The organism is Caballeronia sp. LP006 (assembly GCF_031450995.1).
Lineage (GTDB): Bacteria > Pseudomonadota > Gammaproteobacteria > Burkholderiales > Burkholderiaceae > Caballeronia.
Window position 1 is genome coordinate 2568453 of record NZ_JARTVW010000005.1, and the last position, 23326, is coordinate 2591778.

General features: G+C 62.3%; 23 protein-coding genes. 3 read left to right on the plus strand and 20 right to left on the minus strand.

Annotation, left to right across the window (positions count from 1 at the left end):
- Nucleotides 1-64: 64 nt before the first annotated feature.
- The 6 genes from P9250_RS28610 to P9250_RS28635 form a co-directional block, all read right to left on the minus strand.
- Complete coding sequence (locus P9250_RS28610; RefSeq protein ID WP_310396437.1) at nucleotides 65-1855, minus strand: acyl-CoA dehydrogenase; 1791 nt, start codon at nucleotides 1853-1855, stop codon at nucleotides 65-67.
- An 86-nt stretch (nucleotides 1856-1941) separates the two neighbouring features.
- On the minus strand, nucleotides 1942-2877 hold the full coding sequence (locus tag P9250_RS28615) for an FAD-binding protein (protein ID WP_310396439.1): 936 nt from the start codon (nucleotides 2875-2877) through the stop codon (nucleotides 1942-1944).
- On the minus strand, nucleotides 2877-3626 hold the full coding sequence (locus P9250_RS28620; RefSeq protein WP_310396441.1) for an electron transfer flavoprotein subunit beta/FixA family protein: 750 nt from the start codon (nucleotides 3624-3626) through the stop codon (nucleotides 2877-2879). The genes P9250_RS28615 and P9250_RS28620 overlap by 1 nt, the downstream gene beginning before the upstream one ends.
- A gap of 234 nt (nucleotides 3627-3860) precedes the next feature.
- On the minus strand, nucleotides 3861-4655 hold the full coding sequence (locus P9250_RS28625; protein ID WP_310396443.1) for a MetQ/NlpA family ABC transporter substrate-binding protein: 795 nt from the start codon (nucleotides 4653-4655) through the stop codon (nucleotides 3861-3863).
- A gap of 34 nt (nucleotides 4656-4689) precedes the next feature.
- Nucleotides 4690-5343 carry a methionine ABC transporter permease gene (locus P9250_RS28630; RefSeq protein ID WP_244825900.1) on the minus strand — a complete coding sequence of 218 codons (654 nt, stop codon included), beginning with the start codon at nucleotides 5341-5343 and terminating at the stop codon, nucleotides 4690-4692.
- Entirely contained in the window at nucleotides 5333-6367 is a 1035-nt protein-coding gene (locus P9250_RS28635) for a methionine ABC transporter ATP-binding protein (protein WP_250465313.1), read from the minus strand. Before P9250_RS28635 ends, P9250_RS28630 begins: the two co-directional genes overlap by 11 nt.
- A 232-nt stretch (nucleotides 6368-6599) precedes the next feature.
- Here P9250_RS28635 and P9250_RS28640 point away from each other — a divergent pair, with 232 nt between their 5' ends.
- On the plus strand, nucleotides 6600-7478 hold the full coding sequence (locus tag P9250_RS28640; protein WP_310396446.1) for an alpha/beta hydrolase: 879 nt from the start codon (nucleotides 6600-6602) through the stop codon (nucleotides 7476-7478).
- Between the two features lie 4 nt (nucleotides 7479-7482).
- Here the strand turns inward: P9250_RS28640 and P9250_RS28645 are convergent, their stop codons facing one another.
- Nucleotides 7483-8406 (minus strand): histone deacetylase family protein, encoded by a 924-nt coding sequence (locus P9250_RS28645; protein ID WP_309962688.1) that lies wholly within the window; start codon nucleotides 8404-8406, stop codon nucleotides 7483-7485.
- Nucleotides 8407-8713: 307 nt separating this feature from the next.
- On the opposite strand from P9250_RS28645, the gene mltB reads away from it, so the two are divergent.
- Nucleotides 8714-9862, plus strand: coding sequence for a lytic murein transglycosylase B (gene mltB, locus P9250_RS28650; RefSeq protein WP_310396448.1), 1149 nt, complete (start codon nucleotides 8714-8716; stop codon nucleotides 9860-9862).
- Nucleotides 9863-9929: 67 nt separating this feature from the next.
- Here mltB and cysM read toward each other — a convergent pair whose 3' ends face one another.
- From cysM to P9250_RS28685, 7 genes are all read right to left on the minus strand, one after another.
- Complete coding sequence (cysM, locus tag P9250_RS28655; protein ID WP_250465316.1) at nucleotides 9930-10832, minus strand: cysteine synthase CysM; 903 nt, start codon at nucleotides 10830-10832, stop codon at nucleotides 9930-9932.
- A 242-nt stretch (nucleotides 10833-11074) separates the two neighbouring features.
- Nucleotides 11075-11428, minus strand: coding sequence for a helix-hairpin-helix domain-containing protein (locus tag P9250_RS28660; RefSeq protein WP_244825907.1), 354 nt, complete (start codon nucleotides 11426-11428; stop codon nucleotides 11075-11077).
- A gap of 75 nt (nucleotides 11429-11503) precedes the next feature.
- Nucleotides 11504-12496 carry an ADP-glyceromanno-heptose 6-epimerase gene (gene rfaD, locus P9250_RS28665; protein WP_250465318.1) on the minus strand — a complete coding sequence of 331 codons (993 nt, stop codon included), beginning with the start codon at nucleotides 12494-12496 and terminating at the stop codon, nucleotides 11504-11506.
- Between the two features lie 28 nt (nucleotides 12497-12524).
- Nucleotides 12525-13502: a D-glycero-beta-D-manno-heptose-7-phosphate kinase gene (gene rfaE1, locus P9250_RS28670; RefSeq protein WP_244825909.1), complete on the minus strand. Its 978-nt coding sequence runs from the start codon at nucleotides 13500-13502 to the stop codon at nucleotides 12525-12527.
- Entirely contained in the window at nucleotides 13468-14871 is a 1404-nt protein-coding gene (locus tag P9250_RS28675) for a UDP-glucose/GDP-mannose dehydrogenase family protein (protein ID WP_250509354.1), read from the minus strand. Before P9250_RS28675 ends, rfaE1 begins: the two co-directional genes overlap by 35 nt.
- 69 nt (nucleotides 14872-14940) lie before the next feature.
- Complete coding sequence (gene lapB, locus P9250_RS28680) at nucleotides 14941-16116, minus strand: lipopolysaccharide assembly protein LapB (RefSeq protein WP_250526112.1); 1176 nt, start codon at nucleotides 16114-16116, stop codon at nucleotides 14941-14943.
- An 82-nt stretch (nucleotides 16117-16198) separates the two neighbouring features.
- Nucleotides 16199-16492, minus strand: coding sequence for a lipopolysaccharide assembly LapA domain-containing protein (locus P9250_RS28685; RefSeq protein ID WP_244825914.1), 294 nt, complete (start codon nucleotides 16490-16492; stop codon nucleotides 16199-16201).
- A 78-nt stretch (nucleotides 16493-16570) separates the two neighbouring features.
- Here P9250_RS28685 and P9250_RS28690 point away from each other — a divergent pair, with 78 nt between their 5' ends.
- On the plus strand, nucleotides 16571-16714 hold the full coding sequence (locus P9250_RS28690) for a hypothetical protein (RefSeq protein WP_310396451.1): 144 nt from the start codon (nucleotides 16571-16573) through the stop codon (nucleotides 16712-16714).
- 135 nt (nucleotides 16715-16849) lie between these two features.
- On the opposite strand, the gene P9250_RS28695 is transcribed toward P9250_RS28690, so the two are convergent.
- The 6 genes from P9250_RS28695 to pheA all read right to left on the minus strand — a co-directional run bounded on the left by P9250_RS28695 (nucleotide 16850) and on the right by pheA (nucleotide 23289).
- The gene (locus P9250_RS28695; RefSeq protein ID WP_244825916.1) at nucleotides 16850-17179 is read right to left on the minus strand and encodes an integration host factor subunit beta; all 330 of its coding nucleotides are present in this window, start codon (nucleotides 17177-17179) and stop codon (nucleotides 16850-16852) included.
- A 22-nt stretch (nucleotides 17180-17201) separates the two neighbouring features.
- Entirely contained in the window at nucleotides 17202-18935 is a 1734-nt protein-coding gene (rpsA, locus tag P9250_RS28700; RefSeq protein WP_244825917.1) for a 30S ribosomal protein S1, read from the minus strand.
- Between the two features lie 165 nt (nucleotides 18936-19100).
- Entirely contained in the window at nucleotides 19101-19781 is a 681-nt protein-coding gene (cmk, locus tag P9250_RS28705) for a (d)CMP kinase (protein ID WP_244825918.1), read from the minus strand.
- Nucleotides 19782-19884: 103 nt separating this feature from the next.
- Nucleotides 19885-21189 (minus strand): 3-phosphoshikimate 1-carboxyvinyltransferase, encoded by a 1305-nt coding sequence (gene aroA / locus P9250_RS28710; RefSeq protein ID WP_250509355.1) that lies wholly within the window; start codon nucleotides 21187-21189, stop codon nucleotides 19885-19887.
- Between the two features lie 9 nt (nucleotides 21190-21198).
- A complete protein-coding gene (locus tag P9250_RS28715) occupies nucleotides 21199-22125 on the minus strand; it encodes a prephenate dehydrogenase/arogenate dehydrogenase family protein (protein ID WP_310396454.1) in 927 nt (308 codons plus the stop codon).
- Nucleotides 22126-22206: 81 nt separating this feature from the next.
- Nucleotides 22207-23289, minus strand: a complete 1083-nt coding sequence (gene pheA / locus P9250_RS28720; protein ID WP_244825924.1) for a prephenate dehydratase — start codon at nucleotides 23287-23289, stop codon at nucleotides 22207-22209.
- Between the last annotated feature and the right edge of the window lie 37 nt (nucleotides 23290-23326).

Here is a 23326-nt window from a genome sequence, read left to right on the forward strand (position 1 = left end):
GAACGACGTGGGGTTTTTTCATGCGCGGGCGTCGGCTCGCGTTCGATGAGCTTCGGCGCTCACATCAAAACTGATCCTCGCTCAACGCGAGCACGCCTTCGCTCCCATTCGCGCTGACAATCGATGCCTCGATGCCCGGCGCCTGCGACAGAATGTGTTCCGCGTAAAACTGAGCCGTAGCGATTTTCGCCGAATAAAAGCGCTTGTCCTCGCCGCGCTTTTTTTCCGCGGTGAGCATTGCGCGCGCCATCTGCCAGCCGCACAGCACGATTCCCGCGAGCCGCAAATACGGCACGCTGCCCGCAAACACCGCGTTCGGATCGCTCCTGAATTTTGCGACGATAAACTCGACCGAGCGCGCGAGCGACAAGCTCCCCGCGCTCAAGTGCCGATGCATCGACATGAACGCCTGGCCCTCCGTATCCGCAAGAGCAGCGATGGTCTGATCGATCTGCGCGAGCAACGCCTGCGCCGTCGCGCCGCCGTCGCGCACTGTCTTGCGGCCGATCAGGTCGTTGGCCTGAATGGCGGTCGTGCCTTCGTAAATCGGCAGAATGCGTGCATCGCGATAATGCTGCGCGGCACCCGTTTCCTCGATGAATCCCATGCCGCCATGCACCTGCACGCCGAGGCTCGCCACGTCCACCGACATCTCCGTGCTGAATCCCTTGATGATCGGCACGAGATATTCGTAGATCGACTGATGGCTCTTGCGCGTTTTTTCATCGGGATGACCATGCGCGAGATCGCTGTGCGACGCGGCGACATACGCCAGCGCGCGGGCGCCTTCGGTATAAGCGCGCATGGTGAAGAGCATGCGGCGCACGTCGGGATGATGAATGATGGTCACTGGCTCTTTCGATGAGCCATCGACCGGACGGCTTTGCACGCGGTCCTTCGCATACGCGACCGCCTGCTGATACGCCCGCTCCGCAACCGCGATGCCCTGCATGCCAACGGCAAAACGCGCGGCGTTCATCATGATGAACATGTATTCGAGCCCGCGATTCTCTTCGCCGATCAGATGCCCGACCGCGCCGCCGTGATCGCCGAATTGCAGCACGGCCGTGGGACTCGCCTTGATGCCGAGCTTGTGCTCGATCGACACGCAATGCACGTCGTTGCGCGCGCCGGTCGAGCCGTCCTCGTTGACGAGGAACTTCGGCACGATGAATAGCGAGATGCCCTTCACGCCTTCGGGCGCGTCAGGCGTGCGCGCCAATACGAGATGGACGATGTTCTTCGCCATGTCGTGCTCGCCGTAGGTGATGAAAATCTTCGTGCCGAACAGCTTGAAGGAACCGTCGCCCTGCGGCTCGGCGCGCGTGCGTACCAGCGCGAGATCGGAGCCGGCTTGCGGCTCGGTGAGGTTCATCGTGCCTGTCCATTCTCCGGAAATGAACTTCGGCAGATAGCGGGCCTTTTGCACGTCGTCGCCTGCGGTGAGCAGCGCTTCGATTGCGCCATCGGTCAGCAAGGGACACAGCGCGAACGAAAGGCTCGCGGAGTTGAGCATCTCGATGCACGGCGTGGCGATGAGCTTCGGCAGGTTCTGTCCGCCGAACTCCTCGGGATGCACGACGCCTTGCCAGCCGCCCTCGCCGAATTGACGGAACGCTTCCTTGAAACCGGGCGTGGTCGTGACTTCGCCATTCGCCCACGCGCTCGGATTGCGGTCGCCTTCGACGTTGAGCGGCGCGACGACCTCGCCGCAAAAGCGCGCGGCTTCATCGACGACGGCTTGCGCGGTATCGAAGCTGCCGTCTTCGTGACCTGGCAACGCGGCGATGCCGTCGATACCGGCCAGTTCCTTGATGACGAACAGCATGTCCTTGACGGGGGCGTGATAGCTCATCGTTCTTGTCTCCTCATTCATCCGATACAAAAAGGGCGCAACAATTGTCGCGCCCTTTCGGTTCTAAGTCGGCGAGCGACGCGTGCTCAGCCGATTTCCTTCACCAGTTCCGGCACGAGCGAAAACAGGTCGCCGACGACGCCGTAATCCGCGACGCTGAAAATAGGCGCTTCCGGATCTTTGTTGATGGCGACGATGACCTTGCTGTCCTTCATCCCGGCCAGATGCTGAATGGCACCCGAAATACCAACGGCCACGTACAACTGCGGCGCGACGATCTTGCCCGTCTGCCCCACTTGATAGTCGTTCGGCACGTAGCCGGCATCCACCGCCGCGCGCGATGCGCCCATTGCGGCGCCAAGCTTGTCGGCCAACGGTTCGAGCACCTTCGTGTAGTTCTCGCCGCTGCCAAGACCACGTCCACCCGACACGATGATCGAAGCCGAAGTCAGTTCCGGCCGATCCAGCTTCGTCACTTCGCGGCTGACGAATGACGAGATGCCAGCGTCGGCTGCCGCTTCGATCTTCTCGATCGATGCACTGCCGCCTTCTGCTGCCACCGGATCGAAGCCCGTTGCACGGACCGTGATGACCTTGATCGGATCGCTCGATTGCACCGTCGCGATAGCGTTGCCCGCGTAGATCGGACGCTCGAAGGTATCGGCGCTGTCGACGGCGGTGATGTCGCTGATCTGTGCGACATCCAGATGCGCCGCGATACGCGGGGCGATGTTCTTGCCATAGGCCGTCGCGGGCGCAAGGATGTGCGAATAGTCCTTTGCGATATTCAGCACCGTGCCCTCGACGTTCTCGGCCAGACCTTCGGCGAGTTGAGGCGCATCCGCAAGCAGCACTTTAGATACGCCCGCGATCTTCGCTGCCGCATCGGCCGCGCCCTGCGCGTTCGCACCCGCGACCAGCACATGGATATCGCCGCCGATTTTTGCCGCCGCCGCTACCGTGTTCAACGTCGCGGCCTTGATGGACGCGTTGTCGTGTTCCGCAATTACCAGAATCGTCATCAGATCACCTTCGCTTCGTTCTGCAACTTCTCGACCAGCGTCTTGACATCGGGCACCACCACACCCGCCGAACGCTTGGGCGGCTCGACGACCTTCAGCGTCTTCAGTCGCGGCGCGACATCCACGCCAAGGTCGGCCGGCTTCACGACCGTCAGCGGCTTCTTCTTCGCCTTCATGATGTTGGGCAGCGTCACATAACGCGGCTCGTTCAGGCGCAGGTCGGTGGTGATGACAGCGGGCAGCGTCAACGACAGCGTTTCCGCGCCGCCATCGACTTCGCGCGACACGGTGGCTTTGCCGTCGGCCACGACGACCTTCGATGCAAACGTCGCTTGCGGCAAGCCTGCCAGCGCGGCGAGCATCTGTCCGGTCTGGTTCGAGTCGTCGTCGATTGCTTGTTTGCCGAGGATGACGAGTTCGGGCTTTTCCTGATCGACCAACGCCTTGAGCAGTTTGGCGACGGCAAGCGGCTGCAACTCATCCGCGGACTCGACGAGAATGGCGCGATCCGCGCCGATTGCAAGCGCCGTGCGCAGCGTTTCCTGGCATTGCGTGACGCCGCACGACACGGCGATCACTTCGGTTGCCACGCCCGCTTCTTTCAGACGCACCGCCTCTTCCACGGCGATCTCGTCGAACGGGTTCATGGACATCTTCACGTTGGCGATATCGACACCCGTGTTGTCCGACTTCACCCGGACCTTCACGTTGTAGTCGACCACGCGCTTGACTGGCACCAGAATTTTCATCCACACGCTCCAAAAGGGTCTCTCCGCGCTAACGGAGGAAGCTTGTTCTTCCGATTCCTTGCGGATTCGGCGATCGATTGAGTCAACCCAGCCTCACATTATACGAGCGCTGCGTGTGCGCTTCCCCCGCCGAAACGGGTGGGCGAGGCGACGCACGATCGGCATACGCCGAATAATATCGAACGACCGTTCTATTCACTATCCCAAAAAACCCGCAGTCCGCTTTCTGCTGGATTACCAGGCGGCAATCACCGCGCCCGAGTATTTGCCGGCGATGAACTGCTTCACTTCCGGCGAGTGATACGCGGCCACCAGCTTCGCAACCCAAGGCTTGTCCTTGTCCACCGAGCGAATGGCGATGATGTTGGCGTACGGACCATGCGGATCTTCGATCGCGATGGCATCCGCGTTCGGCTTGAGACCCGCTTCCATCGCGAAGTTCGTGTTGATCGCGGCGGCGTCCACGTCGGCGAGCGAGCGCGGAATCTGCGCGGCATCGAGTTCGACGATCTTCAGCTTCTTCGGATTTTCGACGATATCGATAGGCGTCGCCTTCAATCCGGCATCGGCGCGCAGCTTGAGCAAGCCTTCCTTTTGCAGCAGCAGCAATGCGCGGCCGCCGTTGGTAGGATCGTTCGGAACCGCAACGCGCGCGCCGTTCTGCAACTCGCCAAGCGACTTGATCTTCTTCGAGTAGATGCCCATGGGGAACGTTACCGTGTCGGCGACCTTGATGAGCTTGTAGCCGCGATCCTTCACCTGTGCATCGAGATACGGCAAGTGCTGATAGCTGTTCGCGTCGAGGTCGCCCGCGGACAACGCGGCGTTCGGCTGCACATAGTCCGAGAATTCGATGACCGTGATTTTCAGGCCGTTCTTCGCCGCGACCTGCTTCACGACATCCAAGATCTGCGCGTGCGGCCCGCCCGTCACACCGACCTTGATCGCGTCTTCGGCATGCGCGACGCCGCTGACCAGCATGACCGCGGACAACGCGGCGGCGAACTTCAGAATGAATCGACGTTGCATGAACTGACCTTTCGTTATGAGGTTGATGCGAACTTCACTTGTGACTGAGACGGCGCACGAGCCAGTCGCCGAACGACTGCACGAGCTGCACGAACACGATGAGGATGATGACCACCGTGAGCATCACTTCGGGCAAGAAGCGCTGATAACCGTAGCGGATGCCGAGGTCGCCGAGCCCGCCGCCGCCGATTGCACCGGCCATCGCCGAATAACCGACAAGCGAAACGAACGTGATGGTCAGCCCCGCCACCACGCCCGGCAACGATTCCGGCAGCAGCACCTTGAAGACGATCTGGCGCGTGGTCGCGCCCATGGCCTGAGCGGCTTCGATAAGCCCGCGATCCACCTCGCGCAACGCGGTTTCGACGAGCCGCGCGATGAACGGCGCGGCCGCGATGGTCAGCGGCACGACAGCCGCCGCCGTACCGATGGACGAGCCCACGACGAGCCGCGTAAAGGGAATGACCGCGACGAGCAGAATGATGAACGGCGTCGAGCGCACGGCATTGACGATGCCGCCGAGCACTCGATTCACGGCGAGATTGGGCAGCACGCCGTCGCGATCCGTCAGATACAGGAGCACGCCGAGCGGAAGCCCAAGCGCCGCGCCGATCAGCCCGGAGATGCCGACCATGATCAGCGTCTCCCAGAACGACTGCACGAACATGTCGAACATTTCACTCAACATGGGAAAGCTCCTCCACCACGACGCCTTGCGAGCGCAAATAAGTAATCGCCTCGGCGACCTTCACCGGCTGACCGCCCGCGAGCACCGCGAGCGAGCCGAACGCCTGGCCCTGAATCTCGTCGATCTGGCCATGCAGGATATTGAAGTCGAGCTCGTAGCGGCGGATGGTCTCGGAGAGAATGGGCTGATCGACGCCCGAGCCCGTGAACGCGAGCCGCAGCAAATGGCCGCTGCCAGTCTTGAGACGTTCGGCCACGCGCACCTTGAGCGCGGGCGGCAACTCGTGCGCGATGACATCGCCGATCAGCGCGCGCGTGACTTCGTGATGCGGTTGCATGAAGACATCGACCACCTTGCCCTCTTCGACCACGCGCCCGGCATCGAGCACGGCGACGCGATCGCACACTTGCTTGATGACGTCCATCTGATGCGTGATGAGCACGATCGTGAGCCCGAGCTCGCGATTGATTTTGCGCAGCAGGTCGAGAATGGAACGCGTGGTTTCGGGATCGAGCGCGGAGGTGGCTTCATCGGAGAGCAGCACTTTCGGCTTGCTCGCAAGCGCGCGCGCGATGCCCACGCGCTGCTTCTGCCCGCCGCTGATCTGCGCGGGATATTTGTCCTTGTGCGTGGTGAGGCCGACGAGTTCGAGCAGCGGCAACACCACGGCCTCGATCTCCGCGCGCTTGTTGCCCGCGAGTTCGAGCGGCAGCGCGACATTGTCGAACACCGTGCGCGACGACAGCAGGTTGAAATGCTGGAAGATCATGCCGATGTCACGGCGCGCGGCGCGCAAGTCGTGCTTGCCGAGCGTCATGAGATCGCGGCCATCGACCACGACGCTGCCTTCGCTCGGTCGCGTCAGCAGGTTGATGGTGCGCACCAGCGTGCTCTTACCCGCGCCGCTGCGCCCGATGATGCCGAACACTTCGCCGGCGGGAATCGTCAGATTGACGTTGTGTAGCGCTTCGACCCAGCCTCGTGGGCTCGCGAAACGCTGTGAGAGGTTGCGGATTTCGATCATTCGACCAGGACGTGATTCATGCGTGGTCCGGAAAATACAAACGGCGGGAGGCTTTCGCGGGCACTGTAGCGCCCGCGCAGCCAGCCGCCGCTCGTTCTAACTTCGTTGCTGTTCAGCCGCAGGATTTTACCGGAGCATCAACATTCTGTTTAATAATGAATTTCGATGATTTAATTACTGAATCGAATTTGCTTGATGCCTGGCCGCAGCCGATCACTTCGAAGCTCACCGCATGCCAACCAACGTCTACTCCACCAGCACCGTCACCACACGCCAGGGCGTCGAACTCTTCCTGCACCGCTGGCAGCCGAAGCCTCCACTGGAGCCGACAGCGCGCATCGCGCTCGTGCATGGCCTTGCCGAACACGCCGGCCGATACGACGCGCTGGCGCTCGCGCTCAACGCGGCGGGCATCGAACTGTTCGCAATCGATCTGCGGGGTCACGGCAAGTCGTCGGGCGAGCGTGCGTGGGTGCGCGTCTTCACCGACTATCTGCTCGATGCCGAAGTGCTTCTCGAAGCCTGCGCCACGACACCGCCCGCCGACACGCCGCTCTTTCTGATAGGCCACAGCATGGGCGGGGCGATTGCCGCGCTCCATGCCGCCGAACGCGGGAGCGAGAAGAAGCTGGCTGGATTGATTTTGTCGAGCCCGGCATTGCGCATTGGCAGCGGCACGCCGCGCTGGAAGACGACGCTCAACCGCATCGTCGGCACGCTGATGCCGCGCTGGCCCGCGTTCTCGATCGATCCCGCGCTGCTCTCTCGCGCGCCCGGCGTCGTCGAGGCGAACCGGCGCGATCCGCTCGTGCATCACGGTCCGGTTCCGGCTCGCACGGGCGCGCAGATTCTCGCGGCGATGGAGCGCATCGCGGCAAAGCGCGATCTCATCAAGTTGCCGCTTCTGGTGTTTCATGGCACGGCGGATGTCATCTGCGATCCGGCCGGCAGCCGTGAATTCGAAGCCAACGCGGGCTCGACCGACAGCACGCTCGAAATGATCGACGGAAGCTATCACGAGACGCTCAACGACCTGGACCGCGATCGCGTGATTCGCGCGCTCATCGACTGGACGCGCGTGCGCGCCGACTATGCGCGCACGCATCCGTGACAGGCTAGATTTCGGCCAGCGCTCGAAGATGCGCGACGACGCTGCGCCCGAGCGCCGAGAGGTTGTAGCCGCCTTCGAGACAACTGACGATGCGCCCTTGTGCATGACGCTCGGCCACCGCGCGAATCTTTTCGGTGATCCACGCGTAATCGTCCTCGACGAGTCCCATGTTGCCAAGATCGTCTTCGCGATGCGCATCGAAGCCCGCCGAGACGAACAGCATCTGCGGCTTGAATTCCTCGAGGCGCGGCAGCCACATCAGGTCGACCACTTCGCGTACTGCCATGCCCTTGGTGCGCGCGGGCAGCGGCACGTTGACCATGTTCGACGCGTGATTGTCCGCGCCCGTGAACGGATAGAACGGATGCTGGAAGAAGCTGCACATCATGACGCGCGAGTCGCCCGTGAACGCAGCTTCGGTGCCGTTGCCGTGATGCACGTCGAAATCGATCACGGCGACGCGCTGCAGACCGTGCACTTCGAGCGCGTGCCGCGCCGCGATGGCCACGTTATTGAAGAGACAAAAGCCCATCGCGCGCGCGGGCTCGGCATGATGACCCGGCGGACGCACGCTGCAAAACGCGTTTTCGTATCGGCCCTCGATGACGGCATCGGTCGCCGCGATCGCCGCGCCCGCCGCTCGCAAGGCCGCGCGATACGACTGCGGACACATCGACGTATCCGGGTCGAGTTCGCTTCTGCCATGCTCGGGCGTGCGGCTCTTGATGTAATCGATATGCGACTGCGTGTGCACGCGCGCTAGGTCGGCTTCCCCGGCGAGCGGTGCTTCCTCGCGCTCGACGAGCATGTCGATGCGGCTTGCGATCAGTTGATCTTCAATCGCCTGCAAACGCGCCGCGCATTCGGGATGCCACTCGCCGTTGTCATGCTTGAGGCAGTCGGGGTGGGAGTAAAAGCCGGTGGCCATGATGTCTCGCAGTGCCGTCGGGGTCGGCTCTCGTCTCGTGTTTTTTCGTCATACGCGTATCCCGCACCGCGCATTTGACGTTAAGTTACCACACCGTTCGAAACGGCCGCCTTCTCGCTCTCCACGGCAGTCCGGGCTCCATGCGTCGGTTATACTGCCCCGAGCCGAAGGCAGCCTTGCATGCGTGCACGGCATGTCGCCGGCCGCTGCGTTCCGTTGAGAAACGTTGCGGATCGTTGCACCGTTCAGCAGGCGTCTGACCGTTCGAACATCCGGCTACGCCCCTTATCGCACAACCACGCAGACTATGACTTTTCAGTTCGCCCCGTTCGTCTCTCCTGTCTCGCTCAAGCGCGCCCTTCTCGCCTCGTTCGTTTGCGCGATCGCCACGTTTGGCGGCAACAGCGCGTGGGCGCAGTCGCAGCAACCGCAAACCGCAACGCCGCAAGGACAGGATTTCGAGGAAGAGATCGTTCCGCAGCGCTACGCGAACAACCCGAATGTCGATGCGTTCATCAACGACATGGTCGCGCGCTACGATTTCGACTCCGACGCGCTGCACGACCTCTTCAATCACGTCAGTTATTCGGCGACGGCAGTCAAGCTGGTGCTGCCTTCGCCCACGCCGTCCGCCAAGAACTGGCGCGCGTATCAGGCGCGCTTCATCGAGCCGGTGCGCATCAACGCGGGCGTGAAATTCTGGCGCGCGAATCAGGCGACGCTGCAGCGCGCCTCCGAGCAGTTCGGTGTGCCGCCGGAAGTGATCGTCGGGATCATCGGCGTGGAGACGATCTACGGCAAATACATGGGCAACTTCCGCGCGCTCGACGCGCTGACCACGCTCACGTTCGACTACCCCAATGTGCCGAATCGCGTGGACCGTCAGGCGACCTTCCGCAAGAATCTCGAAGACCTGCTGGTCTGGACGCGCGACGCGCAAATCGACCCGACCACCGTGCTCGGCTCGTACACGGGCGCGATCGGCATTCCGCAGTTTCTGCCAAGCAGCATCGTGCAATACGCGGTGGATTACGACGGCAACAGCCGTATCGATCTGCGCACGAGTCCGGCGGATGCCATCGGCAGTGTCGCGAATTATCTGAAGCAGAACGGTTGGGAACCCGGGCGCCCGGTGGTGTGGAAAATCGCGGGCGATGTCGGCAGTCAGGGGATCGCGGAAGCGGCCGCGAACGGTCAGCCGGAGCCGCGCTGGTCGCTCGCGCAATTGACGAAAGCGGGCATGATAATCGACCAGCCGGGCCTTAATGTCGATGCCGAAGCCGGCACGCCGCTTACGGTCGTCGATTTGCCCACGCCGGGCCGCGCCACCGAATACACGCTCGGGCTCAGGAACTTCTATGCATTGACGCGCTATAACCGCAGCTTCTTTTATGCGCTCGCGGTGTATCAGCTTGGCGAGGCCGTGAAGGCGCGCATGGCAACAGGCGCGCAGTAAGGGCTTCTTTGGCACCAAGCAAAAACCCCGGCGCGCCGGGGTTTTTTCATTGCGGCCGCGGAAGGACTCACGCGGGAAACACGCCTGTAGACAAATAGCGGTCGCCGCGATCGCACACCACGAACACGATGGTCGCGTTCTCGACCTGACGCGCCACGCGCAGCGCGACTTCGCACGCGCCGCCCGACGAAATGCCCGCGAAGATGCCTTCGACCGATGCCAGCCGGCGCGCCATCGCTTCCGACGCTGCCTGACTCACGTTCTCGACGCGATCCACGCGACTACGATCGAAAATTTTCGGCAGATACGCTTCCGGCCATTTGCGGATGCCCGGAATGCGCGAGCCTTCCTCCGGCTGCGCTCCGACGATCTCGATCTGCTCGTTCTTCTCTTTCAGAAACTGCGACACGCCCATGATCGTGCCCGTGGTGCCCATCGACGAGACGAAGTGCGTGATGCGTCCTTCCGTCTGCTTCCACAGTTCCGGCCCGGTGGTTTCGTAGTGCGCGAGCGGATTGTCCGGATTGGCGAATTGATCGAGGATGATGCCGCGGCCATCGCGCTGCATCTGGTCGGCCAAATCGCGCGCGTATTCCATGCCGCCCGTGACCGGCGTGAGGATGATCTGCGCGCCATACGCGCCCATGCTCTGCCGGCGCTCGATGGACAAGTCCTCCGGCATGATCAGCACCATCTTGTAGCCGCGCACTGCCGCAGCCATGGCAAGCGCTATACCGGTGTTGCCGCTCGTCGATTCGATCAGCGTGTCGCCGGGCTTGATGCGGCCGCGTTCCTCAGCTTTCCTGATCATCGACAGTGCCGGACGGTCTTTCACCGATCCCGCCGGGTTATTGCCTTCCAGCTTGCCGAGAACGACGTTGTTGCGGCTGCGGATTTCATCGTCCACGACGCGGACGAGTTGCACGAGCGGCGTGTTGCCGATCGTGTCTTCGATAGTCATGTAAGCCATAAGCGGACCGGATTCATATCCCGCCGAAAAGGTCACACCGCGTGCGATCTTCGTGGGGATTTGGTATGGGAATCCGTCGATTGTAGCCCAGCGGTCCTTTCCATGTTCTTCACCCCTCTTGCACGGATGGAATGCCGGGCGCATCGGCGTTCATGCAAAAACCCCGCGACGAGACAGACCGCGGGGAGCCCAAACCATCCGAGGCTGAAGGAGCTTTTTTGATGCGAGGAAAGAGCCGCCGGCTATTTCTTGACGACCACGGGCTTCGCCGCCGTCGATGCCGAGACCGGCGTCGCGTTCACGGAATTGGGCGCTGCCGCTTTCGGCGCCGCGCCGATGCTCAGTCCTTCGGCCTCCAGGCGCGATACGGTCTTGCCGCCCATGCCCTTCACGCGCGAGCCGAGATCGGACGCGTCCTTGAAGGGGCCGTGCGCCTGACGTTCATCGAGGATGGCTTTCGCCTTGGCCGGGCCGATGCCCTTGATCCCGCGCAGGGCGTCGGCGTTGGCGGTGTTGACATCGACCGCCGCGAGCGCGGAACCGATGGAAAAGGTGAGCGCGAGCGCGACGATCGTTGAGAATGCTTGCTTGAACATGACTGAGTCTCCAGAAGAACCGGCCGGCGAACAGTGCCGACCGCGAGACCCAGTGTAGAGAGACTTCGATTGCCTTTATAGCTGGCCGAATAGCCAACGCACGTAGCGATCGACACCCTCTTGCACCGTCAGAAATGGCGCGTCGTAACCGGCCGCGCGCAGATGCGACTGGTCCGCCTGCGTGAAGCATTGATACTTGCCGCGCAGCGCATCCGGGAACGGTACGTATTCGATCAAGCCGCGCTGCACTAGCTCCGCCAGCGAGAGCGCGGCCTCGCCATTCAGTGCGCGCAACGAGTTGACGACCGTCGAGGCGATGTCGTTGAACGGCTGCGCGCGGCCCGTGCCGAGATTGAAGATGCCCGACTTCTCCGGATGATCGAGAAAGTACAGATTCACCTTGACCACGTCTTCGACGGAGACGAAATCGCGCGTCTGCTCGCCTGCGGCATAACCGTTGTATTCGCCGAAGAGCTTGACCTTGCCTTCCGAGCGGAACTGATTGAAATTGTGGAACGCCACGGACGCCATGCGCCCCTTATGCGTTTCGCGCTGACCGTAGACGTTGAAGTAGCGAAAGCCGACGATCTGGCTGCCCGCCTTCGGCAACACCTGACGCACGATCTGGTCGAACAGCAGCTTCGAATAACCGTAGACGTTGAGCGGCTTTTCGTATTCGCGCTCTTCGACGAAGCGGCTCGAACCGCCATAGGTCGCAGCCGAGGACGCGTAGAGAAACTGCGCGCCCTGTGCGAGACAGATATCCATCACGTCGCGGCTGTAACGGAAGTTGTTCTCCATCATGTAGCGGCCGTCGGTTTCCATCGTGTCCGAACAGGCGCCTTCATGAAACACCGCGCGCACCTGACCGAAGTCGCCGCGCCTGAAGCGCTCGACGAATTCGGTCTTGTCGAGGTAATCGTCTATCTCGCAATCGACGAGATTCTTGAACTTGTCGGCACGCGTGAGGTTGTCCACTGCGATCACGCGATGCTCGCCGCGCTCGTTGAGCGCCTTGACGATATTGCTGCCGATGAAGCCAGCCGCTCCGGTAACGATGAAGGTCATGATGGAGTTGCCCGAGTTGCCCGAAGAGTCAGGCGAAGAGTTCGTTGTAATCGACGGTCGCGGTGCCGAGCTTGCCAACCACGATACCCGCCGCGCGGTTCGCATAAGCCACGGAATCGACGAGCGGCACACCCGCGCCGAGCATGGTCGCGACGGTCGCGATGACGGTGTCGCCCGCGCCCGAGACATCATACACTTCGCGTGCTTCGGCCGAAGTGTGCAGCACCTGGTTCTCGGTGAAGAGTGTCATGCCCTCTTCCGAACGCGTGAGCAAGAGCGCGCTCAGGTCGAGTTCCGCGCGCAGCTTGCTCACGCGCTCGTGCAAATCTTCTTCCGACTTCCACTGCCCGATCACCTCGCGCAACTCCGCGCGATTCGGCGTGATGAGTGTCGCGCCGCGATAGCGGTCCCAGTCGTCGCCTTTGGGGTCGACCAGCACCGGCTTGCCTGCTTGCCGCGCTTCGCTGATCATCTGCGTGACGTGCGTGAGCCCGCCCTTCGCATAGTCCGACATGAGGATGACGTCGTGCTGCGGCAGCAGTTCCGCGAAGCGCGCGAGGCACGCGGCCAGCACTTCGTGATTCGGCGTGTTTTCGAAATCGACACGCAGCAGTTGTTGCTGCCGCGACAGCACGCGCAGCTTGATGGTCGTCAGCAGTTCGGGATCGCGTTCGAGATGGCCCGCGACCCGGCTCTCGCCCAGCAATTCGACGATGCGCTCGCCCGGTTCGTCATGCCCGACCACACACAAGAGGCCAGCCTGCGCGCCGAGCGCCGCCGCATTGCGCGCGACGTTGGCCGCGCCGCCCAAGCGGTCTTCCTTGCGCTGCACGTGCACGACAGGCACGGGCGCTTCCGGCGAGATGCGATTCACGTCGCCGAACCAGTAGCGGTCGAGCATCACGTCGCCCACTACGAGCACGCGCGCCGCCGAAATGCGCGCGCGCGGCACCACCGGAATGTCGGCGGAATCAGCTGCGCTTGCCGTTACTGTCGAGAGCGACATGAGGACGTCCTATTGCGTAGTAATCGATGCCCATCTCGGACATCGCTTCCGGTTCATACAGATTGCGGCCGTCGAAGATCACCGGCATTTTCAACGCGCTCTTCAGATGCGCGAAGTCCGGGCTCTTGAACTCCTTCCATTCGGTCACGATGACGAGCGCATCCGCATCCGTCAGCGCTTCCTGCTGCGAGCGCACGAAGTGCAGACGCTTGATGTCGTCGGGCCGCTCGGCCAGATCGAGCGCGAGTACGCGTTCGGCTTCCTGCAATGCGACGGGATCGTAAGCGCGCACGGTCGCGCCGCGCGAGAGCAGCGCCTCGACGATGCGCCGGCTCGACGCCTCGCGCATGTCGTCGGTATTGGGCTTGAACGCGAGCCCCCACACGGCGAACGTGCGCCCGCGCAGATCCTCGCCCATGCGCCTGACGATCTTGTTGACGAGCACTTCCTTTTGCGCGTCGTTGACTTCCTCGACCGCTTCGAGAATGCGCAGCCGATGGCCGTTTTCACGCGCGGTCTGAACGAGCGCCTGCACATCCTTCGGGAAACACGAGCCGCCGTAGCCGCAGCCCGCATACAAAAAGTGATAGCCGATGCGCGGGTCCGAACCGATCCCGCGTCGCACCGCTTCGATATCCGCGCCGACCATGTCCGCGAGATTCGACAGGTCGTTCATGAACGAGATGCGCGTGGCCAGCATGGCGTTGGCCGCGTACTTGGTGAACTCGGCGGAATGCACGTCCATGTAAAGCGTGCGCTCGTGATTTCGGTTGAACGGCGCGTAGAGCCGCTTCATCTTCTCGCGCGCGAGCTTGCCGTTCTCGTCGTCGTCGATACCGATCACGATGCGATCCGGCCGCATGAAGTCGTCCACGGCGGCGCCTTCCTTAAGGAACTCCGGATTAGACACGACCGAGAAGCCGTGTTCGTCCGAACCTTCCAGTCCGCGCGCCTTTAGTTCGGCTTCGACCACGTTGCTGACCTGCAGCGCCGTGCCGACTGGCACCGTGGATTTATCGACGATCACCTTGAAGCCGTTCGAATAGCGGCCGATATTGCGCGCCGCCGCGAGCACGTACTGCAAGTCGGCGGAGCCATCCTCGTCGGGCGGCGTGCCGACCGCGATGAACTGGATCTCGCCATGCTCGACGCTTGCCTGCACGTCGGTGGAAAACTGAATACGACCCGCCGCGCGCGTGCGCCGGAGCATTTCCTGCAAGCCCGGCTCGTGGATCGGCACGCCGCCGTTGTTGAGAATATCGATCTTGCGCGGATCGACATCCACGCAAAACACGTCATTGCCGATTTCGGCGAGACACGCGCCGGTAACCAGACCGACGTAACCCGTGCCGACGATGGTGATTTTCATACGCTTTTAACTGATTCCTGAAATGCCGGTGGCGGAGACGACGCCTCGCGCTCTCGAGCGCGTCCGCCCTCAGGCGGAACTGGTGATCGGCTCCACGCGGCGCGGCGCGTAGGTTTCCCAGCCGCTGCAGCCGGGGCATTGCCAATAGAATAGACGCGCGCGGAAGCCGCAGGTCTGACATGTATAGCGCGGCAGATTCTTCGTGCGCTGTTTGACGAGCGTGCGCATGAGTTCGAGCTCGCCGCGGCGCGGCTCCTCGGCGGTCGCTTCCTGCGCTTCGAGCAGACGCGTCATGCCCGCGAGGTTCGGCGCGCTTTCCATTTGCTTCCTCGCAAGCGCGTGCGCCGCGTCGAGTCCGCGCAACTCCTGGACGTGCTTGTACGCGACATCGAGCAAATCGTTCGATGGATAACGGCTCGCGTAATCGATCAACAAATCGACGCCCTCTTCCTTGCGGCCAAGCGTGCTGTACGCCTTCATCAGCTTCTCGGCGACGAGCGGCAGATACGCTTCGTTCTGCGCCTCCACGCGCTTCCAGCTTTCGATCGCCGTTTCGACATTGCCGGCGGCGGCTTCGACATCGCCCGAGAGAATGGTTGCGCGCACGTTATCCGGATTCGACGCCAGCGCGAGCTTCAACTCGTCGCGCGCGCCTTCCGGATTCTTGCGCTGCAAAGCCTCCTGCGCAAGCTCGCAGTGGAAATGCGCGATCTCCATATGCAGCGACGGCGCGCCCATCTTTTCGATGCGCTCGGCGGTCGAGATCGACTTCGGCCAATCTTTTTCGATTTCATAGATGGTCAGAAGCGCACGTTGCGCGCCGAGCGAGTATTCGCCGGCTTCGAGCGAGCGGAAAGTTTCCTCGGCGCGATCGAGCAGCCCAGCCTTCAGAAAGTCCTGACCGAGTTCATAGAGCGCGTGATCGCGCTCGGCCACGGGAAGATCGGCACGGCTCAAGAGGTTCTGATGCACGCGGATCGCGCGATCGGTTTCGCCGCGCCGCCGAAACAGGTTGCCGAGCGCAAAGTGCAGTTCGATGGTTTCGGGATCGAGCTTGGCCACCTCGATGAACGCGTCGATCGCCTTGTCGTGTTGCTCGTTGAGCAGGAAATTCAGGCCGCGAAAATACGAGCGCGGCAGGCTCGCATTTTCGGATAGCAGCGTTTTCAGGTCATAGCGGGACGCCATCCAGCCGAGAGCGAAGGCAACGGGAATGACGAGCAGCCACCAGAAGTCTAGATCCATGCGCTTTTGTCGAAGAGTCGGTTAGGTGTCTGCTTTTTAACAACCCTCACGGCGCTCGCCGGGACAGTTGCGAATGATTTCTTTAGATGAGCGGCGGCATGGGCGGCTCTTCCTTTACCACCGGCGTCTCGCGTGCGACACGCAACTCGCGCTTGAGGCGCCCGTTTTCCATGCGCAAACGCAGCATCTTCGGCACAGCCGAAACCAGTCCCGCCAGCAAGCCCACGAGGAAGAATGCAAGGCCGATCAGGATCAACGGCGCTTGCCATTGAAATCCTCCGGGCGCGTTCAGCGTGACGGGGTCGCGATTCGCGAGCGCCAGCACGAGCAGAAGCACGAATACCAGGACACGGATCAGCCAGACGATGAATTTCATGTACGGTTTTCCAGGAGCGGTCGCGCGTGTCAGTGGTTGGCATGACGCCAAGCCCGCGCGGATGATAACCAGGTCAAAGTGACCGGTATTGTAATGGATGCCTTCGCGCGCCAGCACCTGCGGCGCGCCGACCTCAATTGGAACGCATCGGGCGCGAAAGGGCTATCACCAATCGTTGAAATTGATCAGCAGGCGATGGCCGAGCAAACGCCGCACCCGTAACGTGCCGCTTTAAGGTCGCGCAAGTTGGGCCGGCAATAAAAAAAGCACCCCGCAGGGTGCTTTTCTGGTCGATTGCCTCGTGGCCGGACGCCGCGAACCTGAGATCAAGCTGATCACGGGGACGATGGGCGCCGATCAGAGATCGTCCGCATCGTCGTCATTCGACTCCTTCAGCGGCTCACCCGCACGACCATCCACGCGTTCACGCAACTCCTTGCCCGGCTTGAAGTGCGGCACGAATTTCTCCGGTACCAGCACTTTCTCACCCGACTTTGGATTGCGCCCGACGCGCGACGGACGGCGATTGAGCCCGAAGCTGCCGAAGCCGCGAATCTCGATACGATGACCGTTGGCCAAAGCCTCCGACATCGCATCGAGCATCGTCTTCACCGCGAAATCCGCATCCTTAAGGACAAGTTGCGGAAATCGCGACGCCAACTGGGCGACCAATTCCGATTTGGTCATACTGCAGCAGTACCGTTAAGGCTTAGCTGTTCTGGCCGTCAAGCTTGGCCTTGAGCAGCGCGCCGAGGTTGGTCGTGCCGGTGGCGGCGGCGTTCGAGTCCGAAGTCTGCAGACCACGAATGGCTTCCTGCTGTTCGGCCGAATCCTTCGCCTTGATCGACAGGTTGATGCCACGCGACTTGCGATCGATGTTGATGATCATCGCGTTGACCTTGTCGCCTTCCTTCAGCACGTTGCGAGCATCTTCCACGCGATCTTGCGCGATTTCCGAAGCACGCAAATAACCTTCGACGTCCGCCGTCAGGGTGATAACCGCACCCTTCGCGTCCACCGACTTCACCGTACCGTCGACGATAGCGCCCTTGTCGTTGATCGCGACGAAGTTGTTGAACGGATCGCCTTCGAGCTGCTTGATGCCGAGCGAAATGCGTTCCTTGTCCACGTCGATGCCCAGAACCACGGCTTCGACTTCGTCGCCCTTCTTGTACTTGCGCACGGCTTCTTCGCCGGTTTCGCTCCACGACAAGTCGGAGAGGTGAACCAGGCCGTCGATGCCGCCCGGCAAACCGATGAACACGCCGAAGTCGGTGATCGACTTGATGGCGCCGCTGATCTTGTCGCCCTTCTTGAAGTTGCGGCTGAAGTCATCCCACGGATTCGGCTTGCATTGCTTCATGCCGAGCGAGATACGGCGGCGGTCTTCGTCGATTTCCAGAACCATGACTTCGACTTCGTCGCCCAGCTGCACGACCTTCGACGGTGCAACGTTCTTGTTCGTCCAGTCCATTTCCGACACGTGAACCAGGCCTTCGATGCCCGATTCCACTTCGACGAATGCGCCGTAGTCGGTGATGTTGGTGACCTTGCCGAACAGGCGCGTGCCCGACGGGTAACGGCGCGAGATGCCTTCCCACGGATCGTCGCCCAGTTGCTTGATGCCGAGCGAAACGCGGTTCTTCTCTTGGTCGAACTTGAGGATCTTGGCGGTGACTTCCTGGCCAACCGACAGAACTTCGCTCGGGTGACGCACACGACGCCATGCGATGTCGGTGATGTGCAGCAGGCCGTCGATACCGCCGAGGTCAACGAACGCGCCGTAGTCGGTGATGTTCTTGACCACGCCTTCCACGATCGCGCCTTCCTTCAGCGTTTCGAGCAGCTTCGCGCGCTCTTCGCCTTGCGTCGCTTCGATAACAGCGCGGCGCGACAGCACGACGTTGTTACGCTTGCGGTCGAGCTTGATGACGCGGAATTCGAGCGTCTTGCCTTCGTACGGCGTCGTGTCCTTGACCGGACGCGTGTCGACCAGCGAACCCGGCAGGAATGCGCGGATGCCGTTGACCATCACGGTCATGCCGCCCTTGACCTTGCCCGTGATCGTGCCGGTCACGAGTTCGTTGTTGTCAAGGGCCTTTTCCAGCGACAGCCACGAAGCCAGACGCTTCGCCTTGTCGCGCGACAGGATGGTGTCGCCATAGCCGTTCTCCAGCGCGTCGATTGCGACGGAAACGAAGTCGCCCGCCTGCACTTCCACCTCGCCCGCGTCGTTCAGGAATTCTTCGAGCGGAATGTAGGCTTCGGACTTGAGACCAGCGTTGACGACCACGAAGTTGTGGTCGACGCGCACGACTTCGGCGGAGATCACTTCGCCGGCGCGCATGTCCTGCTTGGTCAGCGACTCTTCGAACAGAGCCGCGAAAGATTCGGTATTCGGGGTAGAGGTTTGCAGGTCGGACATAAAAATCGATATTTGCACGGCTTTTGCGCGATGGCCTTTGAAGTTTCCGAAGAGCCGGAATATGGCCGGGTAAGTGCGCGAGGCGATGCGGGGTTAAGGGGTTAAAACACGCTCCGCCACATGGAAGAGCACCTTGCGTCTACAGCTGACTACTGTTCTTCACAACTCGCTAGAAACGAACCGCTATACACGAACCGCGCTGTACCAACCGATGATTTGTTCCACCGTCTGATCGACCGACAAACCGGAGGTGTCCAGCGTCTTCGCGTCCGCCGCGGCTTTGAGCGGTGCGGTGGCCCGGTTGGAGTCCCGGGCGTCGCGCTCACGCAAATCTCGCAGCAAGTCATCCATATTAGCAGAAAAACCTTTTTGCATCAATTGCTTATGCCGGCGCGCCGCGCGTGCTTCGACGCTTGCGGTCAGAAACACTTTCAACGTCGCATCGGGAAAGATGACGGTGCCCATGTCGCGGCCATCGGCGACCAAGCCCGGACGCTTGCGAAACGCCCGCTGCCGCGCAACGAGCGCCTGCCGCACTTGCGGATGCACGGCTATCGCCGACGCGCGGTTGCCGACTTCCTCGGCGCGAATCTCGCTCGATACATCCACGCCGTCGAGCTGCGCACAGCCCTCGCGGAAGGTGATGTGAAGCGCGCCGATGAGCTTTGCGAGCGCGGCTGCGTCGTCCGTGTCGATGTCGTAGCTCAGGCTTGCCAAGGCCGTTAGCCGATAAAGCGCGCCGCTGTCGAGCAGGTGGAAGCCGAGCGTGGCCGCGACGAGCGCCGCGACCGTGCCCTTGCCCGAAGCGGTCGGCCCGTCGATGGTGATTACTGGTGTAGGGTCGAATGGACGGGTCGGTTTCATTGCTCTCGGCCTTTCTGGCCCGTTATTACTGCTTTCGTTGAAGTCGAAATGGTCGCGTTTCATGTTGCGGCGTTCGTTGGCGTTTGAGTCTTGAGCGTCTCTTTCAGGCGTGGGCGAGCGTCGCAAAGCGATCGAAATAATCGGGGAACGTCTTGTTCACGCACTTCGGATCGTTGATGCGCACCGGCACGCCGCCCAGACTCACGAGCGAAAAACACATGGCCATGCGGTGATCGTCGTAAGTATCGATCGCGGCGTTCGGCGTGAGTTCGGCGGGTGGCGTGACGACGAGATAATCCGCGCCCTCTTCCACCGTCGCGCCGACCTTGCGCAACTCGGTTGCCATCGCGGCGATGCGGTCCGTTTCCTTCACGCGCCAGCTAGCGATATTGCGCAGCGTGGTCGTGCCGTTGGCGAAGAGCGCGGCGACGGCAATGGTCATCGCCGCGTCGGGAATCAGGTTGAAGTCCATGTCGATGGGCGCGAGTTTGCCGTCGTCGGACTCGACGCCGCGCACTTCGATCCAGTCTTCGCCCATCATCACGTTCGCGCCCATGCGATTGAGCGCGTCGGCGAAACCGACATCGCCCTGGATGCTCGCCCGGCCCACGCCTTCCACGCGCACCGGACCGCCGCCGATCGCGCCCGCCGCCAGGAAATACGACGCGGACGATGCATCGCCTTCGACCATGATCGCGCCTGGCGACCGGTAGCCCGCGCCGGCCGGCACGGTAAAGCGCGCCCAGCCGTCGCGCTCGACCTGCACGCCGAAACGCTCCATCAGCCGGATGGTGATGTCGATGTACGGCTTCGAAATCAGCTCGCCTTCGACTTCGATGGTCACCGGCGCGTCACGCCCCTCGATCACCGGAAGGCTCATCAAAAGCGCGGTCAGAAACTGACTCGATACATCGCCGCGTACGCGGATGGGTTGGTCGATGGCGATTTTCGCCGCATGAATCTTGAGCGGCGGGAAGCCGTCGTTGAGCTCGTAGTCGATTTTCGCGCCGATCTGACGCAAGCCATCGACCAGATCGCCGATTGGCCGTTCGTGCATGCGCGGCACGCCATGCACGCGATATTCGCCGCCGTTGACCGCGAGCGCCGCCGTGAGCGGCCGCACCGCCGTGCCCGCGTTGCCGAGAAACAGCTCCGCCTTCTTCGACGGAAACGCGCCGCCCGTGCCGTTCACGATGACGCGTTCGCCGTCGTTTAGAAGCGTAACGCCGAGCGTTTGCAGCGCGGCGAGCATCACGCGTGTGTCGTCGGAATCGAGCAGATTCGTGATCTGCGTTTCGCCGCTCGCGAGCGCGGCGAGCAAAAGCACGCGGTTCGAGATGCTCTTCGAGCCGGGCAGCCGCACCGTGCCGGACGCGCGGGAGAAGGGTCCGAGATCGAGATGTTCCATGGTCTTTCCTTATTTCGCGGCGGGATCGCCGGACGTCTTGATGCTGCCGCGTTCCTGCCATTCTTTTCTGGCGACACGCGAACGCGCGAACGCCGCTTCGAGCGCCGCGCCGTCCGACGCATCGATGGCCGCGCGAAACCGTGCGAGCACGGCGGCGTAATCGTCGAGTTCGGCGAGCAGCGCGGCGCGATTCGCCACACAGATGTCGCGCCACATTTCCGGACTCGATGCCGCGATGCGCGTGAAATCGCGAAATCCGCCCGCGGCGAAAGAAAACTTCAGCTCGGCGTCGGGCGCTTCCAAAATCTGCTCGACGAGCGCGAACGAGAGCACGTGCGGCAGATGGCTCACCGACGCGAACACGCGATCATGCTGCGTCTCGCTCATGCGATGCACCGCCGCGCCGGTCGCGCGCCACATCGCGGCGATGCGGTCGACATCGGCCGGCGCGTTTTCGGCGAGCGGACAAAGCACGACGTTGCGATCCACGTAAAGGTCGGGCAAGGCGGCATCGACGCCGCTCGATTCGCGCCCGGCGATCGGATGCCCGGGCACGAACCGCGCGAGCTTTACGCCGAGCGCCGCGCGCGCCGCCGCGACGACGTCGCTCTTGGTGCTGCCTGCGTCCGTGACGATGGTCCGCGCTTCGAGCAAGGGCGCGATGCGCGCGAGCAGCGGTTCGGTCTGCGCGACGGGCGCCGCGATCAAGACGAGATCCGCGCCGTGCAACGCGCGCGCGAGCGCCGCGTCGTCGTCGAGCGCGACGGCTTCGTCGATCACGCCGAGTTCGAGCGCGCGTTCGACCGAGCGCAGCGAGCGTCCGACGCCGACCACGCGCCCTTCGATTCCCGCGCGCTCGCGCAACGCGCGCGCAAGCGATCCGCCGATCAGGCCGACGCCGAAAATAATCAGTTTATTGAAAGAGAATGCGTCCACGGAACATCGATAAGTGCGCGCCGTTCGACGCTGGAAAAATCGGCCGCTGCCCAATCGAGCGGCGGCCCGCGAAAACTCGGGTCAACGCGCGCGCGGATAGGACCCGAGAATCTTCAGAAACGCGGCCTTGCGCCCAAGTTCATCGAGCGCGGCGGCGACGAACGCATCGTCGCGATGCCCTTCGATATCGATATAGAAGTAATACTCCCACGTGCCGGCGCGCGCGGGCCGCGATTCGAAGCGCGTCATGGAAACGCCGTGCTTTGCGAGCGGCTCCAGGAGCTTGAACATTGCGCCCGATTCATTGGTCACCGTCACGATGAGCGAAGTTTGATCGTGACCGCTCGGCCCCGTCGGTTCGCGACCGATGATCACGAAGCGCGTGCGGTTGTGCGGGTCGTCCTGAATCTGCGAATAAACGACGCCCAAGCCGTAATGCGTGGCCGCGCGGTCGCCAGCGATGGCCGCGACGGCCGGGTCGCCCACCGCGATACGCGCCGCTTCCGCGTTGCTCGAAACCGCCTGCCGTTCGAGCTGCGGCGCGTTCGCGGTCAGCCAGTGCTGGCACTGCGCGAGCGCTTGCGGATGCGCATAGACGCGCTTCACGCCTTCGAGCGTGCCGGACGCGGTCAAAAGATTGTGGTGAATCGGCAGCGCGAGTTCGCCGCCAATCAAGAGCGACGTTTCCAGCAGCAAGTCCAGCGTGCGCGACACCGCGCCTTCCGCCGAATTCTCGACCGGCACGACGCCATATTGCGCGGCGCCCGCTTCGACCGAGCGAAACACTTCGTCGATGGACGGACACGCGAGGCCCTCGATCGAATGACCGAAGTATTCGAACATCGCCTGTTCGCTATACGTGCCGACCGGGCCCAGGAACGCTGAACGGATAGTCTGTTCGAGCGCGCGGCTCGCGGCCATGATCTCGCGCCAGATCGCGGCGATGTGCGCGTCGGCGAGCGGGCCGTCGCTCATTTCCTGCAGACGCGCGATGACTTGCAGTTCGCGCTCCGGCCGAAACACGGGCGCGTTGAAATGCTTCTTCACTTCGCCGACTTCGAGCGCGACGGAAGCGCGCTGATTCAAAAGCGCGATGAGTTGCGCGTCGAGCGCGTCGATGCGTTCACGCAGCGGTTTGAGTCTTGAATTGAGATCGTCGTCCATGCGGTGCTTGGGGCAGATGCAGTTAAAGGAGCGATGA

Excerpts from the sequence above, each read along its gene's own strand:
- P9250_RS28625 (WP_310396443.1), bottom strand. The coding sequence starts at position 4,655 with ATGCAACGTCGATTCATTCTGAAGTTCGCCGCCGCGTTGTCCGCGGTC.
- P9250_RS28620 (WP_310396441.1), bottom strand. The coding sequence starts at position 3,626 with ATGAAAATTCTGGTGCCAGTCAAGCGCGTGGTCGACTACAACGTGAAG.
- P9250_RS28610 (WP_310396437.1), bottom strand. The coding sequence starts at position 1,855 with ATGAGCTATCACGCCCCCGTCAAGGACATGCTGTTCGTCATCAAGGAA.
- rfaD (WP_250465318.1), bottom strand. The coding sequence starts at position 12,496 with ATGACCTTCATCGTTACCGGAGCGGCTGGCTTCATCGGCAGCAATATC.
- cmk (WP_244825918.1), bottom strand. The coding sequence starts at position 19,781 with ATGAAACCGACCCGTCCATTCGACCCTACACCAGTAATCACCATCGAC.
- P9250_RS28685 (WP_244825914.1), bottom strand. The coding sequence starts at position 16,492 with ATGAAATTCATCGTCTGGCTGATCCGTGTCCTGGTATTCGTGCTTCTG.
- mltB (WP_310396448.1), top strand. The coding sequence starts at position 8,714 with ATGACTTTTCAGTTCGCCCCGTTCGTCTCTCCTGTCTCGCTCAAGCGC.
- cysM (WP_250465316.1), bottom strand. The coding sequence starts at position 10,832 with ATGGCTTACATGACTATCGAAGACACGATCGGCAACACGCCGCTCGTG.
- rfaE1 (WP_244825909.1), bottom strand. The coding sequence starts at position 13,502 with ATGTCGCTCTCGACAGTAACGGCAAGCGCAGCTGATTCCGCCGACATT.
- P9250_RS28635 (WP_250465313.1), bottom strand. The coding sequence starts at position 6,367 with ATGATCGAAATCCGCAACCTCTCACAGCGTTTCGCGAGCCCACGAGGC.
- P9250_RS28640 (WP_310396446.1), top strand. The coding sequence starts at position 6,600 with ATGCCAACCAACGTCTACTCCACCAGCACCGTCACCACACGCCAGGGC.
- P9250_RS28615 (WP_310396439.1), bottom strand. The coding sequence starts at position 2,877 with ATGACGATTCTGGTAATTGCGGAACACGACAACGCGTCCATCAAGGCC.
- P9250_RS28645 (WP_309962688.1), bottom strand. The coding sequence starts at position 8,406 with ATGGCCACCGGCTTTTACTCCCACCCCGACTGCCTCAAGCATGACAAC.
- lapB (WP_250526112.1), bottom strand. The coding sequence starts at position 16,116 with ATGGATCTAGACTTCTGGTGGCTGCTCGTCATTCCCGTTGCCTTCGCT.
- P9250_RS28660 (WP_244825907.1), bottom strand. The coding sequence starts at position 11,428 with ATGTTCAAGCAAGCATTCTCAACGATCGTCGCGCTCGCGCTCACCTTT.
- P9250_RS28675 (WP_250509354.1), bottom strand. The coding sequence starts at position 14,871 with ATGAAAATCACCATCGTCGGCACGGGTTACGTCGGTCTGGTTACCGGC.
- aroA (WP_250509355.1), bottom strand. The coding sequence starts at position 21,189 with ATGGAACATCTCGATCTCGGACCCTTCTCCCGCGCGTCCGGCACGGTG.
- P9250_RS28630 (WP_244825900.1), bottom strand. The coding sequence starts at position 5,343 with ATGTTGAGTGAAATGTTCGACATGTTCGTGCAGTCGTTCTGGGAGACG.
- pheA (WP_244825924.1), bottom strand. The coding sequence starts at position 23,289 with ATGGACGACGATCTCAATTCAAGACTCAAACCGCTGCGTGAACGCATC.
- P9250_RS28695 (WP_244825916.1), bottom strand. The coding sequence starts at position 17,179 with ATGACCAAATCGGAATTGGTCGCCCAGTTGGCGTCGCGATTTCCGCAA.